Source organism: Allofournierella sp. (assembly GCF_048388525.1).
GTDB lineage: Bacteria > Bacillota > Clostridia > Oscillospirales > Ruminococcaceae > BQOK01.
In genome coordinates, this window is the sequence record NZ_DBGCTQ010000065.1 from 37,925 (window position 1) to 54,970 (window position 17,046).

The following is a 17,046-nucleotide window of genomic DNA, read 5'->3' on the forward strand; positions in this document are numbered from 1 at the left end:
CTCAAGCCCTGAAAAGATAAGGCTATCTTTGTTGAAACACATTTGGTATAATATTCCTATAACTAATTTTATCCTGGTAAGGATGAGTGATGAAATGGGAAGCTAAAGTCAAAATCTTGTGAAGCTATGCAGTCACCACCGTAATAGAATACATCCGTGTAAAGCCCCATGATATCTTAGCGAAGGTTGCGTAAGAAAGGCCGTCTTCCAACTCCATCTATCTTCGTCTGTAAAAGGTCATCACAATAACATACCTAAAAATGCAGGAAACTGTGATGACATGAAATATATCACCACAAACCAGATACATTTAGGCAAACGATTTTGGCTATAAATAGCAAATATTTTGAATATGGGCAATCGCATCAAATGAGAAACATGTAACGAATGAGTTCCAACATTTTACGTGAAGAGGTGCATGCAATGGAATTCGGCGTATATTCGAAAGGCTTTTTCCCCAAAAATAGGAAAAATTTATTTTGTTTGTATCAAGATAAATGGGATGATTTTGGATATAAGACGACGTTCCATGCCTACTACTACGACAACTTCGGTATACAAAAAGAACTTAGTTCTGTACAGGTCGGGTTTGCAGGTATGGAAGAAGGGGCGGTCATTAATTCGCTTCCTCACACTTTTAGCACTCTCTCTGAAACATTCTTTTCTTTGGGTACTTCGGAAGAATATTATATAAAAATTGCATCGTTAGGTCCAACTATGTCTGAAAAGATTTTTGCAGCAATGAATGACATGGCATACAATCTTCAAATTTTCAACAAATACGAAGATGAACCTGTCGTTCAAACATCTTTTCTCCGTGATCGATCTGCATTCACGGTTAGGCAGCAGCTAAGCAGAATCGCTCGTGGTGGTGCACGATTAGATAAATATAATTTCAAGTATACTGCTCCTTCACCAAAAAGCGAGCAACAATTTCCATCAATATCATTAGAATTTAGTGTGATTCCGTTCTCTAATCCTCCTACCAACATTCATGTGTTGATCGGACGCAATGGATCGGGCAAGACCATGCTTATAAAGAACATGGTAAGAGCGCTTCAGTCGGGCAATAGTGAGTTTGGAAATTTTGAAAACCTTGATAATCCGTTTACTTCAGAACTGAATCTGTTTGCAAATGTTTTATGTGTGGCATTCAGTCCATTTGATGATTTTTCAGCGATCTCAAGTGTTTCCGAAAGTGCGCTCCCTTTTTCGTTTATTGGCCTTGATAAAGAAAGACCCAATTTGCTGTTTACAATACAAGAACAATTCATCCAAAGCTTTGAAGCGTGTATGAATAGTCGAAGCAAAAAGCTTCGATGGTCAAAAACAATAGAGATTCTTAATAGTGATCCTGTTTTTGAAGAATCTCAAATTAGCCAGTTTGTTTCCGAATGGGACCAAAGTGATTCTGAAAAGCAGCCAGCAAGGGACTTTATTAAAAAAACTTTTAGTTCGCTCAGTTCTGGACACAAAGTAACATTGTTGATTATTACGTCCTGTGTGGATAAGCTTGAAGAAAAAAGCATAGCCTTCTTGGATGAACCGGAGAATCATTTACATCCGCCGCTGTTGTCAGCATTTATACGAGCCCTTTCCTATTTGCTCACCGACAGAAATGGAGTAGCAATTATTTCAACTCACTCTCCCGTAGTTTTGCAAGAGGTACCAAGTATGTGTGTTTGGATATTGCAGCGAACAAATGCACTTCTAAAAGCCGAAAGGCTTGACGTTGAAACTTTCGGATCAAGCATTAGCTTGTTAACCACTGAGGTATTCGGATTGGAAGTAACTGATTCTGGATTTCACAAAATGCTGCGAGAGGCTGTGAATAATAATAAAAATTTTCAAGATATAGTTGACCAATTTAATGGGCAACTAGGTAACGAAGCTTTAGCAATCATTCGCGCTCTCCTCGCTGTAAGAGAAGAAAGGGGGCGCACAATATGAATTCATTGCCAAAACCAAGTATGGAAGTTTCAGCTGCGGAAATTTTCGCGCTGTGCGCTTCTGGCTTTTCTGATGAAACGCTTAAAAAGAACCTTTTGTCATGTGTTTCCTTTGTAGAGGAAGATTCGACACAGTTTGTTTCCTCTTTTGTTGATTCAATTCTCTCCATAGAAAAGAATCGCACATTGCCAAATAAAGTTTCTAAAAGTCAAATGGAAAAAATATACACCTGCAAATTTGCTTCAAAAGGCTCACCTGGGCGAAAATATTACGATTTACTCATGTCAGTGCCCAAAGGAAGAAGATGTCCAATTTGCGGTGAACGGATCGTGAGAAACCTAGATCACTATATGCCTAAATCAGTATATACCACACTAATTGTAACCCCGGAAAATCTAATTCCTGTGTGCAGAGACTGTAATTTTGATAAACTCACCTTTACAATTTCAAATGCTGAAGATGCGCCGCTACATCCCTATTTCGACAATATTGATAGTGAGATATGGCTATCTGTAAAATTATTGTCGAACCAAACAGCAATATATGACGTGACTTGTCCAGACACATGGTGTGCAACTTTAAAACAACGCGTTAAAAATCATTTGCGTCTGTTTAGTCTTGATGAATTCTATGGTATTAAGGCAGGACAAGAAATTGCTGATGAAATTTGGGGTTGGAGGAAAATACTTAATGAAAATGGTTCAATCCAATTATTAGATCATTTAAAAATGCGCTGTAAAAGCATAGAAAAGAATCAGCTGAATTCCTGGAAATCCGCATTATACCGTGGGTTAATAAACCAATATAATATATTTCTAAATTGGTTTATTATCTAATTTTCAAAAAGCCGCATTCCCTTTATATATACTATTCTATATCGTACCAAACGTATTCTAGCAGACTGATTTGCTGCAGTTTCTGTTATAAGCTGTAGACGTAAAGGAGAAAAGCTTTTGTGAAAGAAGTTAGTCGCAAGCGTTCCCAAGGGAATACCTGTCAAATCGAAAAAAGCTCTGAAAATATATCTGAAAACGTCAAAAAATTAATCGATGCACAAAATGAACAGCGTTTTAAGGATTTTTTAAAATACGTTGCCGATCATGCTGCCTTTTTCACATTACTGACGACATTACTAATTGGATTTACCTCTGTTTTAATAAAAGGACTAGTCTATACATTCATGTGCGGCAAATATGACGTTTGGAATATTAGCCATAGTTATATAAACATTTCTAATGAAAATACACTTTATGAAATATTTCTGTATGCTGCTTTGGCTATAATTTATATTGTAATCAATATTATTCCTTTCAAAATTTTAACGACCCTGGAAGCATATTGGAAACGGCTTTTCAAGCTTATCGGCGTAATATTGATAACTTCTGTTGGTATATTGTTTATAATCGTTATCAGTCTAATATTTCTGTATTCAATCGATAATTTAATTTTAATATTTAGACAAGTGCCTTACCTGCTGTTTCCTATAACGGGCACATCTATCATGATATATCTATTTGGCATCGTCTTGGGAGTTGTATTACCAAAAAGCAGCATGAATGCTAACAGCCAACCCAATAAGTCTAAAATTTTATGGCACAAATTTATTTGTCGTGGCATAGTCATTGCTATTCTTGCTAGTATTGCGTCTTATATAATTATTATTTATTGTGTTGGTCGAAACTATTCGTCCAACCAAAAAACGTATAAGATACTTTTCCCCGAAAATTCAAGTTATGCCGTTGTCTTTGAGAACGCAGATAATTTTATAGTTTCTAAATGCAAAATCGAAAATAACATCCTCAAAATTGATAGTAATCGCCAAAAACTGATTAATAAAGCCGATGTCGAAATTTCGATATGTACGTTTAAGCAGGTGGTATCGATGCCGTTGGAATAATGCGAAAGTCCTTTTGATAGCCATCAATTCTATTCATCCATCATATACATCACATATTGGCGCCAAAAGCGCGTATTTTTGCTACTTTCTAATTTTATAGCGAAAACAGCTCAACTTATATACCTCACCACAGCACACCGTGTACACCAGCTTCCCCCCTTCATTCTTTTTCCCGCCCCCCTATCCTTTCACCTCACCGGCACAAAAATCTTCACCTCATTGTCCGGATCGTCGAACGCGGTCACCGGGCGCTCGTAGAGCTCAAAATCCTCCCGCTCGTCCAGCTCTTCCCCGGCCGCCGGCAGCCAGGTGCCGAAAATATACTGGTAGGTGATGAACAGGTTCGCCAAGGTGCCCCTGTGGGTGAACACCGCGTATTTCCCCGCGCTCACGGTCTTGCCCACCAGCGGCGGGGGCAGGCCGTCCAGGCGTTTCACCGGGCTGCCTACCAGGGTGATAAACGCCACGTCCCCGTTTTTGGTATACACGGTCTTTTGCGTTTCGCACACGCCGTACCCCGGGCCCGGCGACCCGGGCCCCAGCAGCTCCGCGCGCAGGCCCAAAAACTGCCGCCACAGGGCGGGCAGACGGTTATCCGAGAGCGATGTGACGCCCCGGATGCCGGCCAGTTTTATTTCCGGCTGCCAAACCAGCTCGGGCGTGTGGGAAATGTTGTTCGCGATGTGCTCCACGTCGCCGGGGGCCAGCCCGCGCTTCGCGCTCGTCACCAGGTCCAGCCCCGCCCTGCGGTACGCCGCCGGGCTTTGGCCAAAGGCCGCCTTGAATGCCCGGCTGAACGCCTCCGGCGAGGCAAAGCCGCTGTCCAGCGCAATGTCCAGCACCCGCCGGTCGGTGTGCAGCAGCTTTTCCGCGGCGCTGTACAGCCTGCGCCGGTGAATGTAGCGCCCCACCGATTCGCCCATCACGGCCGAAAACAGCCGCGTCATGTGGCAATAGGAATAGCCCGCCGCGCGGGACACCTCGCCCAGGCCGATGTCCTCGTTCAAATGCGCCTCGATGTATTCCACCGCCCGTTCCAGCGGGGATAGCTGCTTCAAATTGCTCCCCTCCTCTCTCCACTTTCATTATAGCCTTTCCCCGGCCCAAAAGCAGCAAAAAGCATCATGAATATAATTGCTTTTTTTGTTATGCTATAGCAGTGACCCGGCGGCCAAACTGCCGGGGCTCCCCATGCGGGCAGCGTTCCGGGCGCTTTTCGGGGGCGACTGCCGCGCTGCTTCGGCAGGAGGAAAAACCAACAAAACGAGGTAAAAATGAATGGCGGATATTTTTGTGCAGGGGCTCACCCAGAATAATTTAAAGCACGTCACCTTTACGGTGCCCAAGGAAAAGATCACGGTGTTCACCGGCGTGTCCGGTTCGGGCAAATCCAGCATCGTGTTCGACACCCTCGCCGCCGAGGCACAGCGGCAGATGAACGCCACCTACCCGGCGTTTGTGCGCTCCCGGCTGCCCAAATATCCCAAACCGGCGGTGGAGCGGATCGACAACCTCACCGCCTCGGTGGTGGTGGACCAGTCCCCCCTGGGCGGCAATGCCCGCTCCACCGTGGGCACCATCAGCGGCCTGTATGCCAGCCTGCGGCTGCTCTTTTCGCGGATCGGCCGGCCCTATGTGGGCACCGCCTCCTACTTCTCCTTCAACGACCCCAACGGCATGTGCAAGACCTGTTCCGGCCTGGGGAAGATCACCAAGGTTGACGTGGAGGCCATCCTGGACCTGGACAAGTCCTGGAATGAGGGCTGCGTAAAGGATTCCCTCTACCGGCCCGGCTCCTGGTATTGGAAGCAGTATGCCCAGTCCGGCCTGTTCGATCTGGACAAGCCCATCCGGGCATATTCCGCCGAGGAATACAACCTCCTGCTCTACGGCTCCCGCGACGGCGAGCGTGAGCCGGAGCATCCAAAGGTGACCGGTTTGTACCACAAGTACACAAAAACGCTCCTGAACCGGGACATCAGCAATAAAAGCAGGCACACCCAGGAAAAGTCCCAAAGCCTGGTGGCCGAAATGGAGTGTACCCACTGCCACGGGCAGCGGCTGAACGAGGCCGCCCTGAACTGCAAGATAAACGGCTATTCCATCGCGGATATGTGCGCCATGGAGCTGACCGGGCTGCGGGAGGTTCTGTCGCAGATCACCGACCCGACCGTGGGCGTGCTGGTGCAAACGATCATCGAGGGGCTGGACCGGATGATTGAGATCGGCCTGCCGTACCTCCACCTCAACCGCGACACTCCCTCCCTCTCGGGCGGCGAGGCCCAGCGGCTCAAGCTGGTGCGCTACATGGGCAGCAGCCTGACCGGCATGACCTATATCTTCGACGAGCCCAGCGCCGGGATGCACCCCCGCGACGTGTACCGCATGAACAACCTGCTGCGGCAGCTCCGGGACAAGGGCAACACCGTCCTGGTGGTGGAGCACGACAAGGACGTGATCTCCATCGCCGACCATGTGATCGACGTGGGGCCGGGGGCCGGGCAGAACGGCGGCGAGATCGTGTTCGCGGGCAGCTACCCGGAGCTGCTGCAGGCCGGCACCCTGACCGGGCGGGCCATGCGGCAGGTCCTGCCCATCAAGGAGACGCCCCGCCAAGCGGCGGGCAGCCTGCCGGTACGGGACGCCTGCCTCCACAACTTGAAGCATGTGGACGTGGACATCCCCCTGGGCATCATGACCGTGGTGACCGGCGTGGCCGGGTCGGGCAAGAGCACCCTGATCTCCCAGGTATTTGCGCGGCAGTACGAGAGCGACGTCGTGATGATCGACCAGGGCCCCATCACCGCCACCAACCGCTCCACCCCTGCCTCTTACCTGGGCTTCTTTGACGAAATCCGCAAGCTGCTTTCGCTGAAGAGCGGCAAGCCGGACAGCCTGTTCAGCTTTAATTCCGCCGGGGCCTGCCCGGTGTGCGGCGGCAAAGGCGTCATCGTCACCGAGCTTGCCTTCATGGACCCCATCGTGACACAGTGCGAAGCCTGCGGCGGGGTTCGGTACAATGAGGAGGCCCTTGCCTGCACCTATAAAAGGAAAAACATCGTGGAGCTGCTGGGTCTTACGGCCTCCCAGGCGCTGGAAGTGTTTGAGGACGCCAAGATCAGAAAGCACCTGAACGTGATGGAGCAGGTAGGCCTCTCCTACCTGGCCCTGGGCCAGCCACTCAGCACTCTCTCCGGCGGCGAGCGTCAGCGGATCAAGCTGGCGAAGAACCTGGGGAAAAAGGGCGGGATCATCGTGATGGATGAGCCTACCACCGGGCTGCACCTGTCCGACATTCAAAAGCTCCTCAAGCTGTTTGACCTCATCGTGTCCCGCGGCAACACGCTGGTGGTCATCGAGCACAACCTGGACGTGATGAAGCAGGCCGACTGGATCATCGACATCGGCCCGGACGGCGGGAAGAACGGAGGCGAGGTGGTCTTTACCGGCACGCCCGCGGAAATGGCGCGCAGCGCAAACACCCTCACCGCCGCCAGCCTTCGGGCCTCGTGTTCCCCATAAAAAACCTTCGCCGGGGGCCCGCTCTTTCTCTCGGGGAAAGAGCGGGCCCCCGGCGTTTTTTCCTGCCCTGGTCCGGGTGCAAAAAGGGGGCGGGCCCCGCTTTGCAGCAAAGGCCCCCCTTTTTCATTCGGCGGCAAGGCCCACGCTTTACCGCAGATTTTCCAGCAGATAACGGTAAAATGCCACCGCGTCGGCCAGGGCCGCCACGTCCAGGTTTTCATCCCTGCCGTGCACGCTGGCGAACTGGGCCGGGCTCAGCCGGATGGGCGCGAACCGCAGCACCGAGCGGCACAGCCCCGAAAAATGCCGGGCGTCGGTGCCCGCGGGCAGCAAAAAGGGCGCGCAGGCGCACTGGGGGAACACCGCGGCCGCGCAGGCCTGCACGTAGGCCAGCGCGGGGCTGCCCAGATCCGCGGGGGCGTGGTACTCGTATTCCTCCCCCCGCTCCACCGTTATCCCATACTTCGCGGCGGCGGCGGTGAACGCCTGCAGATCGGCCTGCAGGTCCTCTTCCCGCACACAGCGCAAAAAGGCCGTGGCGCTGCAGGCATGGGCCTTTGTGGAACCCTCGACCCGGTTGAAAGCGCACAGTGTGCCCACCATGGCGCCCGCCTGGGGGTTCAGCCTGGGCATAAGCCGCAGCAGCAGCGGCGCAAAGCACCACAGGTTTGCAAACACCAGGCGCATGGGGAAGGTCATATAGGGGCAAAGCCCGGTGAACATGGCCCGCACTTCCGGGTAGAGCCTGCGCCGGAAGGGCGGCCGGGCCGAAATTCCGGCCATAAATCTTGCCATGCGCATAACCGGTGTGTCGGTTTTGCCCGCCAGGCCGCCGTGCCCCGGGGCTTCCTCGGCCCGGCATTCCAGGCTGCAGCGCCCCTTTTCATGCACGGCGATCATGGCACATTGGCACTGGACGCCCGGCATGGGCGCCGCTATGACCGCGCCGCCCTCGTCCAGGATCAGCTCAAAGCTCACGCCCTTTTGTTTGAAATATTCCACCGCCAGGGGGATGCCGTCCCCCGCGATCTCCTCGTTGTGGGAGGACGCCAGATACAAATCGCAGGGGGGCGCCCAGCCGCGGGCCAGCAGCTCCTCCACCGCCTGGAACTCGGCGTACAGCGGGCCCTTGGTGTCCACCGCGCCGCGCCCCCATACCGCCCCCTGCGCCACCGCACCGGAAAAGGGCGGGTGGGTCCACGCCTCCCCGTCCGGCACCTCGGCCACGTCGTGGTGGCTCATCAGCATCACCGCCCGGGCGGGGTCTGCGCCCGGGATGCGGTAAACCCAGCAGTCCGCGCCGAACACCTGAAATTCCGCCCGCTCGTGCACCAGCGGGAACAGCCCGCGCATCACCCTGCGCAGCCGCGCAAACTCGGCGTCGTCGTGCCCCTCTTTGCGGGCCACGGTGGCGCAGGCCAGCATTTGCCCCAAGCCCCGGGCATACTGCGCCTGCGCCTTTTGCGGGGCGGCGGGCAGGCCGGGGCCCGGCTTCGGGCGCCGGCGGCCCGCCCTTACGGCGTTGAACGCCAGCACCAGCACAAAAAGGCCCACCAGGGCAAGCAGCACAAAAAAGATCATAGCGTCAATCCCCTTTTCCCCGCGCGGCGGGTTTTGGATGCAGGGGCATAAGGGCGCGTCAGTGCCCCATTCCTCTGCCGGTTTCAGTGTAGCACAGGCGGGGCGGAATGTCGACCGCAAAAAGCAAGGGCGGCCTGGGCCGCCCTTGCTTTTTATCCTTTTTCCAGCCGCCGCACCAGCGATTCCAGGTTTTCCACGGTGCGCTTTTCCAAAAAGTGTTCCAGCTTTTCCACCTGCTCCAGCTCGTTGTCGGTGTGGTTCAGCAGGCACAAAAAGCGGTGCAGCACCTCGTGGCGGTACAATAAGTATTCCCCCGCTGCGGCCCCCTGTTCAGTGAGCAGCACCTCGCCGTACCGTTCCCCCCGCACCAGCCCGGCCTGCGCCAGCTGCTGCACCATTTTTGTGGCCGAGGAGGCCTTCACGTGCAGCATGCGCGCCAGATCGCTCACCCGCACCCGCCCGCCCTGTCGCGCCAGGCGGGCGGCCATTTCAAGATAATCCTCCATGGCGCTGGTCAGCCCGCCCTCCGTGTGGAGGGAATAGCCTTTCATTGTATAAAACCCGCTCTCGCGCTCCATTGCCTGCCCTTTCCCACGCGGCTGTCACCCCGCCGCGGTATGCGGAATACCATGAGGGAAGAAAGTTTCCTCAACCTAAATTTATTCGAAAGGTGTCAGTGCTATGAATCAACATCTTTGCCTGAACGATATCGCGCCCGGCCAGCACGCGGTGGTAAGCGCGCTGTGCTCCACCGGAAGCATGCGGCGCAGGCTGCTGGACATCGGCCTCGTGGAAAACGCCCAGGTGGAATGCCTGGGCCGCAGCCCGGGGGGCGATCCGTCGGCTTTTCTGATCCGCGGGGCGGTCATCGCGATCCGCTCGGAGGACTGCGCCGATATCCTTGTTCACAGATCCTGACAAAGGGGGAATAGGGCGATGGGTTTAACAAACAGCTCGGTGGGCCTTAAAACAATCGGCGCGGGGCTCACCGCACAGAAGCAGGCCCCCGGCGACAAGGTGGTGGCGCTGGCGGGCAACCCCAACGTGGGAAAGAGCACGGTGTTCAACGCCTTGACCGGCCTGAACCAGCACACCGGCAATTGGCCGGGCAAGACCGTGGCCAGCGCGCAGGGCCGCTGCGCCACCCGGCAAAACGCCTATATTCTGGTGGATATCCCCGGCACCTACTCGCTGATGGCCCACTCGGCCGAAGAGGAGGTGGCCCGCAATTTCATCTGCTTTGGCGGGGCCGACGCGGTGGTCGTGGTGTGCGACGCCACCTGCCTTGCCCGCAACCTGAACCTGGTGCTGCAGACCCTGGAGATCACCCCCAATGTGGTGGTGTGCGTCAACCTGATGGACGAGGCCGCCCGCAAGGGCATCCGGCTGGATTTGGATCTGCTCTCCGCGCGGCTGGGGGTGCCGGTGGTGGGCGCCGCGGCGCGCCGGAAAAAGACCCTCGCCGGCCTGCTGGGCACGCTGGACCGGGTATGCGGCGATCCCGGCGGCCGGGGCTGCGCCCCGCTGGCGGTGCGCTACCCCCAGGCGGTGGAAAACGCCGTTGCCCGGCTGCAGCCGGCGGTGGAAAAAAGGTGCGGCGGCCGGCTTTCCAGCCGGTGGCTGAGCCTGAAGCTGCTGGAGGGGGATCCCACCCTGGGCGGCGAACTGCGCGCCCGGCTGGGCCGGGACCCTTTACAGGACCCGGAGGTGAGCGCCGCGCTGGTAAAGGCGCGGGCGGAGCTTGCCGCCCAGGGCATTGACGGCGACCGTTTTAAGGATCTGGTGGTAGCCGCGCTGGTAAAGGCGGCCGACGGGGTGTGCCAGGGGGCCGTGCTCACCAAGGGGCATCCCTACACCGCCCTGGACCGCCGGCTGGATCGCCTCCTGACCAGCCGGCTGACCGGCTACCCGGTCATGCTGCTGCTGTTGGCGGGGATCTTCTGGCTTACCATCACGGGGGCCAACTACCCCTCACAGCTTTTGGCCCAGGGGCTTTTCTGGGTGCAGGACCGGCTCACCGAGCTGTTTTTATACCTTCACGCTCCGGCGTGGCTGCACGGCGCGCTGGTGCTGGGGGTCTACCGGGTGCTGGCCTGGGTGGTGTCGGTCATGCTGCCGCCCATGGCCATTTTCTTCCCGCTTTTCACCCTGCTGGAGGACGCAGGCTATCTGCCCCGCGTCGCCTACAACCTGGACCGGCCTTTCAAGCGGTGCTGTGCCTGCGGCAAGCAGGCGCTGTGCATGTGCATGGGCTTCGGCTGCAACGCGGCCGGCGTGATCGGCAGCCGCATCATCGACTCGCCCCGCGAGCGGCTGCTGGCGATCCTGACCAACAACTTTGTGCCCTGCAACGGCCGCTTTCCCACCCTGATCGCCCTTCTCACCATGTTCTTTGTGGGCGCGGCGGGGGGCGCCTTTTCCTCCCTGCTGTCCGCTTTGCTGCTGACGGGGGTCATTGTGTTGGGGGTTGCCATGACCTTTGTCATGACCCGCCTGCTCTCCAAAACCCTGCTGCGGGGGGTGCCCTCCTCCTTCACGCTGGAGCTGCCCCCCTACCGCAGGCCGCAGATCGGCAGGGTGCTTGTGCGCTCGGTGTTTGACCGCACCCTGTTCGTGCTGGGCCGGGCGGCGGCGGTGGCCGCGCCGGCGGGCCTGGTGATCTGGCTGATGGCAAACGTCACGGTGGGAGGCGCCAGCGTTCTGAACCACTGCGCGGCCTTTCTGGACCCCCTTGCCCGCCTGCTGGGGCTCGACGGGGTGATCCTGCTCGCGTTCCTCCTGGGCTTCCCCGCAAACGAGATCGTGATCCCCATTGTGATCATGGCCTACATGGCGCAGGGCAGCCTTGTGGACCTGGGCGACCTTGCGCAGATGAAAGCGCTGTTCGCGGCCAACGGCTGGACCTGGGCCACCGCCGTGAGCACCATGCTGTTCTCGCTGATGCACTGGCCCTGCTCCACCACCCTGCTCACCATCAAAAAAGAAACGGGCAGCTGGAAATGGACCGCGCTGGCCGCCGCGCTGCCCACGGCGGCAGGGACCCTGGCCTGCATAGCCTTTACCGCCGCCGTGCGGCTGATTGGCTGACCGCCCCGCCAAAGCCCCGTTTTTCCGGCGCCTCCCCTTTTCCGCCGCGCCCGCACAAACACGGGCGGGTTCCAAAATCTGCTGCGCAGAGCAGCAAAGAGTGCTATAATGGAAACCAGATCCAAGTGGAATCAAGGGGGAGGCGCATTCCATGCAGCAGGAATCCAGCGGGCTGCTTGCCCGCCTTACGCAGGAAATTTACGACCTGGGGCTTTTTGCCAGGGGCGTGGTGCGCGGGATATGCCGCATCCATCTGCTCTGCACCCTGCGGCCGGCCGAGGAATATTTTTTGGCAGCGCCCGAGGGTGCGGATGTGCCCCATACGCTGCGTGGGCCCCTGCGCGCCTTGGCCGGCGGCGCAGACGCCCCCCTGCCGGGCGGCCGTTTTTTTGCGTGCCGCCTTATCCTGCCCGGCGAGGCGCCGCTGGGCGCCGTCTGCTTCGAGCGGGCCTCCGGCGCCTGGGCCGGGCAGGAGCGCGCTGTGCTGGAAAGCATTGCCCTGGTGTACGCCCACGCCCTGCGGGCTGCCCGGGACCGGCAGAACGCCAGCCTGCAGAACTGGGTGTGGAACCACATGATGGACAGCACCCGCGCCTGCATCTATGTCACCGACCCCGAAACCGACGAGATCCTGTTCATGAACGGTTCCATGAAGCGCGCCTTCGGCCTTAGCTCGCCCGAGGGCCAGATTTGCTGGAAGGTGCTGCAGCAGGGCCAGACCGCCCGCTGCCCGTTCTGCCCTGTGCAGATGCTCCTGCAGGAAAAGGACGCCCACTCCTATGTGTGGGAAGAGCGCAACCCCATCACCGGGCGTATTTACGAAAACTTCGACAGCCTGATGCGCTGGACCGACGGCCGTCTGGTGCATTTTCAGCATTCCACCGACGTGACCGAGGCGCGCCGCCTGCACCGGGCCGCCACCGTCGATGAATTGACCGGGGCGCTCAGCCGCCGGGCCGGCAAGGAGCTGCTCACCCAGCTGCTGGAGGAATTTGCCGGCACGGGCAGGCCTCTTTGCGTGTGCATGCTGGATGTGAACGACCTGAAAGCGGTCAACGACCAGCACGGCCACGCCGCAGGCGACGCAGTGCTGGTGCAGGTGAGCGCGGCGGTGCGCGGGGTGCTGGGCGGCCGCGAGGCCCTGATGCGCCTCGGGGGCGATGAATTTGCGGCGGTGCTGCCCGGCGTGCGCAAGGCCGGGGCCTCCGCGCGCATGCAAGCGGCGCTGGACGCTTTTGAGGCGCAGCGCCCCGCCTTTGTGCCAAAGGGCGGCGTATTCTGCTACGGCGTTGTGGAGGTGCGCGAACCGCTTCCTCTGCGCGACGTTTTAGCCCGGGCCGACGAGTGCATGTACGGGCAAAAGCGCGCGCTGCACATCCATCGTGCCCAGGCGCTGCTGGAGCAGGCAGCGCCTGCCGGCGACGCCGGCTTCACCTACGACACCGCCCGCCTGTACGACGCGCTGATCGCCAGCACCGAAAGCTACATCTACGTGTGCGATATGAAGACCGGCGTGTTCCGTTACCCGCCCGCCATGGTGCGGGAGTTCGGCCTTCCCGGCGAGGTGGTGCCCAACGCCGCCGCTGTTTGGGGCGCCAAGGTGCACCCCCACGACAAGCGCGCTTTCCTGGAATCAAACCAGGAGATCACAGACGGCCGTACCAACCGGCACTGCGTGGAATACCGCGCCCAAAACGTGCGCGGCGAATGGGTGTGGCTGCGCTGCCGCGGCCACCTGGAGCGGGACGCCTCCGGCCAGCCCGTGCTGTTTGCGGGCTTTATCACAAACCTGGGCAAGAAGAACCGCATCGACCCGCTCACCGGTCTTTTCAACAAATTTGAGCTGGAGAGCGACGTCGCCGGGGTGCTGGACCCCGCGCAGCCCCACAAGCTCACTTTTATGATGTTCGACATCGACGACCTCAAGCGGATCAACTCGCTGCACGACCGAATCTTCGGCGACGAGGTCATCCGCATCACGGCGCATCACCTGCAGTCGCTGCTGCCGCCAAACGCCTCGCTCTACCGGCTGGACGGCGACGAGTTCGCAATCCTGCTGCGCGGTGCCAGCCGCGCGGCCGCCCAGCAGTTGTTCCGGCTGATCCGCACCGCTCTGGGCAGCCAGCAGTCGGCGGGCGGCAAAAAGTTTTACTGCACCCTGTCCTGCGGGTGCGCCTTTGCGCCGGATGACGGCGCCTCCTATGTGGAACTGGAGCGCTGCGCCTCGTACGCGCTGGAATGCGCAAAGCGGCGAGGCAAAAACCGCATGGAGCTCTACACCCCCTCCCTTGTGGCGGGCAGCCGCCGGGCGTTTGAGCTCACCGAGCTGCTGCGCGAGAGCGTGGAGCAGGACTTTGCGGGTTTTGCGGTCTGGTACCAGCCGGTCTTTACCACCGCCGGCCGTCTGGCGGGCGCCGAGGCGCTGGCGCGCTGGCAGTGCGCCAAATTTGGGCGGGTGGGCCCGGACGAATTCATTCCCCTGCTGGAACAGAGCGGCCTGATCCTGCCGGTGGGGCACTGGGTTTTGTGCCAGGCGCTGGCCGCCTGTGCCCGGTGGCAAAAACGCCTGCCCGCTTTTCAGTTGGGGGTCAACCTCTCCTGCGTGCAGCTCGAGGACGAGGGCTTCTGCGCCCTGGCGGAAGACGCGCTGCGCCGTTTTGCCGTGCCCCCGCAAAGCGTAGTCCTGGAATTGACCGAGAGCTATCTTGCCGCTAACATGGCGCAGGCGGAGGGCAGGCTCCGGCGGCTGCGCGCCGGCGGCCTGCGCATTGCCATGGATGATTTCGGCACCGGTTATTCCTCGCTGGGCATGCTGAAAACCGCCCCGGTCGACATTGCCAAGATTGACCGGGCGTTTGTAAAGGGCATCCAGTCCAGCGCCTTCGACAACACCTTTTTGCGCCTTGTGGTGGAGCTGTGCAGCTCCGTGGGCATCAGAACCTGCCTGGAAGGGGTGGAGAGCCAGGCCGAGTTGGACGCGGTCCAGCCCATGGGGCTGGACTACATCCAGGGCTTTTTGCTGGGCCGCCCCTGCCCGGTGGACAAATTCGAAGCAGAATTTTTGGCCCCCGGCCGCTGACCGCTGGCCGCCTCCCTTTCACTTCCAGCCGCTCCCTGTTTATAAAAAGGCAAAAGCGGGCCATACTAACAGCATCACGGCTAGGAGGTGATTTTCAATGGAGAATACCGGCGTTAAGTGTGATGTCTGCGAGTGTGTGCACAACACCGAGTGCAACAAGTGCAGCCTGCCCGAGATCGAAGTGACCCACAAGACCAACGGCCAGGCCGCGGTGTCCGTGCCCCACTTCTGCAAGAGCTACGAGCGCAAATAACCGCTGCAAGCCCAGGAGAGCTGCCACCCCAAACCCCACAAACGGGTTTTGAGCTGGCAGCTCTCGCTTTTTGCCTTTTTGGCGCCCCGCTGTAAGATAATGGTGCATCCCGGCGCCAGGTGTGATATACTGAATCATGCACAAGCCGTCGCGGGCGTGCGCGAGATTGAAACCTATAAGGAGGCGGCGTTTATGAACACACACACACGCACGGCGCGCCCCCTGGCGTCCAGGCTGTTCTGGGGCCTGGCGCTGGCAATGTTCTTTGTCATGCTGCTGCTCAACTGCCTGACCCCCCTCGTGGCAGACGATTATACCTTTGCGTTCAGCTACCTCACCGGCGAGCGGCTGCAAAACCTGGGGGATGTGCTGGCCAGCCAGTACCACCACTATTTTACCTGGAGCGGGCGTTTTATCATCAAATGCTTGGCTCAATGGTTCACCATTCCGCCAAAGCTCGTGTTCAACCTGTGCAACGCCGCGGTCTATACCGGGTTGGGCCTTTTGATCTATTGGCTTGCCATGGGCCGGCGCCGCGCCCGTGACCCCCTTGTGCTGCTGCTCATCTTTTTATCCCTGTGGGAAATTTCACCCGTATTCGGGCAGACCAATCTGTGGATGTGCGGTTCCTGCAACTACCTGTGGGCCAGCTTTTTTTGCCTGGCCGCCCTGCTGCCTTATGGCCTGTACCTGCGCGCGCCCTTCGCGCACCGCCGCTGGCTGCCCTTCGCCGCCCTTGCGGCGGGCCTTGCGGCGGGCTGGAGCAGCGAAAACACCAGCGCCGGGCTTTTGGTGGCTTTGGTGCTGGCGGTGGGCTTTGTGCTGTATACCGAAAAAAAGGCCCCTTTGTGGATGTGGACAGGCCTGGCGGGCACGCTGGCCGGGTTTGCGCTGCTGATCCTGGCGCCGGGCAACTACCTGCGGCAGGACACCGCCGCCGACCCCCGGGGACCCTTGACCATCCTGGCGGTTCGGCTGCTCACCGCGCTGGATCAGCTGTGGGGGCACGGCGGGGTGCTTTTGGTGCTGTTCGCCGTGCTGTATTGCTTTTTGTGGCTACAAAAGCCCGGCGCAAGAGCCCTGTTCTGGCCCGCTGCGCTCTTACTGGCAGGCCTTGGGGCCAACTTTGCCATGATCGCCTCGCCTGTATATTACGATCGCTCCACCCACGGCGTGTTCACCTTTTTGACCCTTGCCTGCGCCGCCTGTATCGCGCAGCTGACCTTGCCCGGCGCGCGCCGGTGCCTGTGCGCCCTTGCTGCGGCCGTGTTCCTGGTGGCCGGGGTGCACCTGGTACAGGCGACTTATGATATCAGCAGCTTCTACGTTATGCGCAGGGTGCGCGAAGGGCTCTGGATGGAGCAAAAGGCCGCAGGGGTACTGGACATCGAGACCTATTCCATCGAGCCCTATACCCGCTGGTGCGCCGGGCGCAGCCTGCCCGATGTGCGGGAGGATCCGGCGGATTGGGTCTGCGCCGACACGGCCCGCTACTACGGCCTCAACAGCCTGCGGGCCACCGAGGCCCATACCTTCCCCTTCCCCGGGCAGACCAACGCCACCTATGAAAGGGGCCTGCCCGAGGGCGAGCTCCCCTCCGGCGCCGGCCTTTCATAACAGGACGAAACGGCGGGGGCGGGACCCATTAATGGGTCCCGCCCCCGCCGTTTCGTCCTG

The 17,046-nt window shown here is 58.1% G+C and carries 12 protein-coding genes; 9 read left to right on the forward strand and 3 right to left on the reverse strand.

Annotated elements, in window-relative coordinates; translation table 11 throughout:
- The first annotated feature begins 423 nt into the window (after positions 1–423).
- The 3 genes from ACMLHZ_RS08535 (at position 424) to ACMLHZ_RS08545 (ending at position 3,847) form a co-directional block, all read left to right on the forward strand.
- Complete coding sequence (locus ACMLHZ_RS08535) at positions 424–1,950, forward strand: AAA family ATPase (RefSeq protein WP_418667325.1); 1,527 nt, start codon at positions 424–426, stop codon at positions 1,948–1,950.
- Entirely contained in the window at positions 1,947–2,786 is an 840-nt protein-coding gene (locus tag ACMLHZ_RS08540; RefSeq protein WP_418667326.1) for an HNH endonuclease, read from the forward strand. The genes ACMLHZ_RS08535 and ACMLHZ_RS08540 overlap by 4 nt, the downstream gene beginning before the upstream one ends.
- 119 nt (positions 2,787–2,905) lie before the next feature.
- The gene (locus ACMLHZ_RS08545) at positions 2,906–3,847 is read left to right on the forward strand and encodes a hypothetical protein (protein ID WP_418667327.1); all 942 of its coding nucleotides are present in this window, start codon (positions 2,906–2,908) and stop codon (positions 3,845–3,847) included.
- A 188-nt stretch (positions 3,848–4,035) separates the two neighbouring features.
- Here ACMLHZ_RS08545 and ACMLHZ_RS08550 read toward each other — a convergent pair whose 3' ends face one another.
- The gene (locus ACMLHZ_RS08550; protein ID WP_418667328.1) at positions 4,036–4,905 is read right to left on the reverse strand and encodes a GyrI-like domain-containing protein; all 870 of its coding nucleotides are present in this window, start codon (positions 4,903–4,905) and stop codon (positions 4,036–4,038) included.
- Positions 4,906–5,125: 220 nt separating this feature from the next.
- Between ACMLHZ_RS08550 and ACMLHZ_RS08555 the strand changes: the two genes are divergently transcribed.
- The gene (locus ACMLHZ_RS08555; protein WP_418667329.1) at positions 5,126–7,369 is read left to right on the forward strand and encodes an ATP-binding cassette domain-containing protein; all 2,244 of its coding nucleotides are present in this window, start codon (positions 5,126–5,128) and stop codon (positions 7,367–7,369) included.
- Positions 7,370–7,516: 147 nt separating this feature from the next.
- Here the strand turns inward: ACMLHZ_RS08555 and ACMLHZ_RS08560 are convergent, their stop codons facing one another.
- Together ACMLHZ_RS08560 and ACMLHZ_RS08565 are read right to left on the reverse strand one after the other, a co-directional pair.
- On the reverse strand, positions 7,517–8,950 hold the full coding sequence (locus tag ACMLHZ_RS08560) for a M20/M25/M40 family metallo-hydrolase (RefSeq protein ID WP_418667330.1): 1,434 nt from the start codon (positions 8,948–8,950) through the stop codon (positions 7,517–7,519).
- A gap of 152 nt (positions 8,951–9,102) precedes the next feature.
- The gene (locus ACMLHZ_RS08565; protein ID WP_418667331.1) at positions 9,103–9,528 is read right to left on the reverse strand and encodes a metal-dependent transcriptional regulator; all 426 of its coding nucleotides are present in this window, start codon (positions 9,526–9,528) and stop codon (positions 9,103–9,105) included.
- A 103-nt stretch (positions 9,529–9,631) separates the two neighbouring features.
- Between ACMLHZ_RS08565 and ACMLHZ_RS08570 the strand changes: the two genes are divergently transcribed.
- The 5 genes from ACMLHZ_RS08570 to ACMLHZ_RS08590 all read left to right on the forward strand — a co-directional run bounded on the left by ACMLHZ_RS08570 (position 9,632) and on the right by ACMLHZ_RS08590 (position 16,986).
- A complete protein-coding gene (locus ACMLHZ_RS08570) occupies positions 9,632–9,868 on the forward strand; it encodes a FeoA family protein (RefSeq protein ID WP_418667332.1) in 237 nt (78 codons plus the stop codon).
- A gap of 18 nt (positions 9,869–9,886) precedes the next feature.
- Positions 9,887–12,037, forward strand: a complete 2,151-nt coding sequence (gene feoB / locus ACMLHZ_RS08575; RefSeq protein WP_418667333.1) for a ferrous iron transport protein B — start codon at positions 9,887–9,889, stop codon at positions 12,035–12,037.
- A 151-nt stretch (positions 12,038–12,188) separates the two neighbouring features.
- Complete coding sequence (locus ACMLHZ_RS08580) at positions 12,189–15,116, forward strand: EAL domain-containing protein (RefSeq protein ID WP_418667334.1); 2,928 nt, start codon at positions 12,189–12,191, stop codon at positions 15,114–15,116.
- A 97-nt stretch (positions 15,117–15,213) separates the two neighbouring features.
- The gene (locus ACMLHZ_RS08585; protein WP_177565640.1) at positions 15,214–15,369 is read left to right on the forward strand and encodes a DUF1540 domain-containing protein; all 156 of its coding nucleotides are present in this window, start codon (positions 15,214–15,216) and stop codon (positions 15,367–15,369) included.
- A gap of 192 nt (positions 15,370–15,561) precedes the next feature.
- Positions 15,562–16,986, forward strand: coding sequence for a DUF6056 family protein (locus ACMLHZ_RS08590; protein WP_418667335.1), 1,425 nt, complete (start codon positions 15,562–15,564; stop codon positions 16,984–16,986).
- Positions 16,987–17,046: the final 60 nt, after the last annotated feature.

Bases quoted from the DNA above. Each gene is read 5' to 3' on its own strand.
- ACMLHZ_RS08565 (WP_418667331.1), bottom strand. From the start codon at position 9,528: ATGGAGCGCGAGAGCGGGTTTTATACAATGAAAGGCTATTCCCTCCAC.
- ACMLHZ_RS08535 (WP_418667325.1), top strand. From the start codon at position 424: ATGGAATTCGGCGTATATTCGAAAGGCTTTTTCCCCAAAAATAGGAAA.
- ACMLHZ_RS08585 (WP_177565640.1), top strand. From the start codon at position 15,214: ATGGAGAATACCGGCGTTAAGTGTGATGTCTGCGAGTGTGTGCACAAC.
- ACMLHZ_RS08540 (WP_418667326.1), top strand. From the start codon at position 1,947: ATGAATTCATTGCCAAAACCAAGTATGGAAGTTTCAGCTGCGGAAATT.
- ACMLHZ_RS08590 (WP_418667335.1), top strand. From the start codon at position 15,562: ATGAACACACACACACGCACGGCGCGCCCCCTGGCGTCCAGGCTGTTC.
- ACMLHZ_RS08560 (WP_418667330.1), bottom strand. From the start codon at position 8,950: ATGATCTTTTTTGTGCTGCTTGCCCTGGTGGGCCTTTTTGTGCTGGTG.
- ACMLHZ_RS08555 (WP_418667329.1), top strand. From the start codon at position 5,126: ATGGCGGATATTTTTGTGCAGGGGCTCACCCAGAATAATTTAAAGCAC.
- feoB (WP_418667333.1), top strand. From the start codon at position 9,887: ATGGGTTTAACAAACAGCTCGGTGGGCCTTAAAACAATCGGCGCGGGG.
- ACMLHZ_RS08570 (WP_418667332.1), top strand. From the start codon at position 9,632: ATGAATCAACATCTTTGCCTGAACGATATCGCGCCCGGCCAGCACGCG.
- ACMLHZ_RS08580 (WP_418667334.1), top strand. From the start codon at position 12,189: ATGCAGCAGGAATCCAGCGGGCTGCTTGCCCGCCTTACGCAGGAAATT.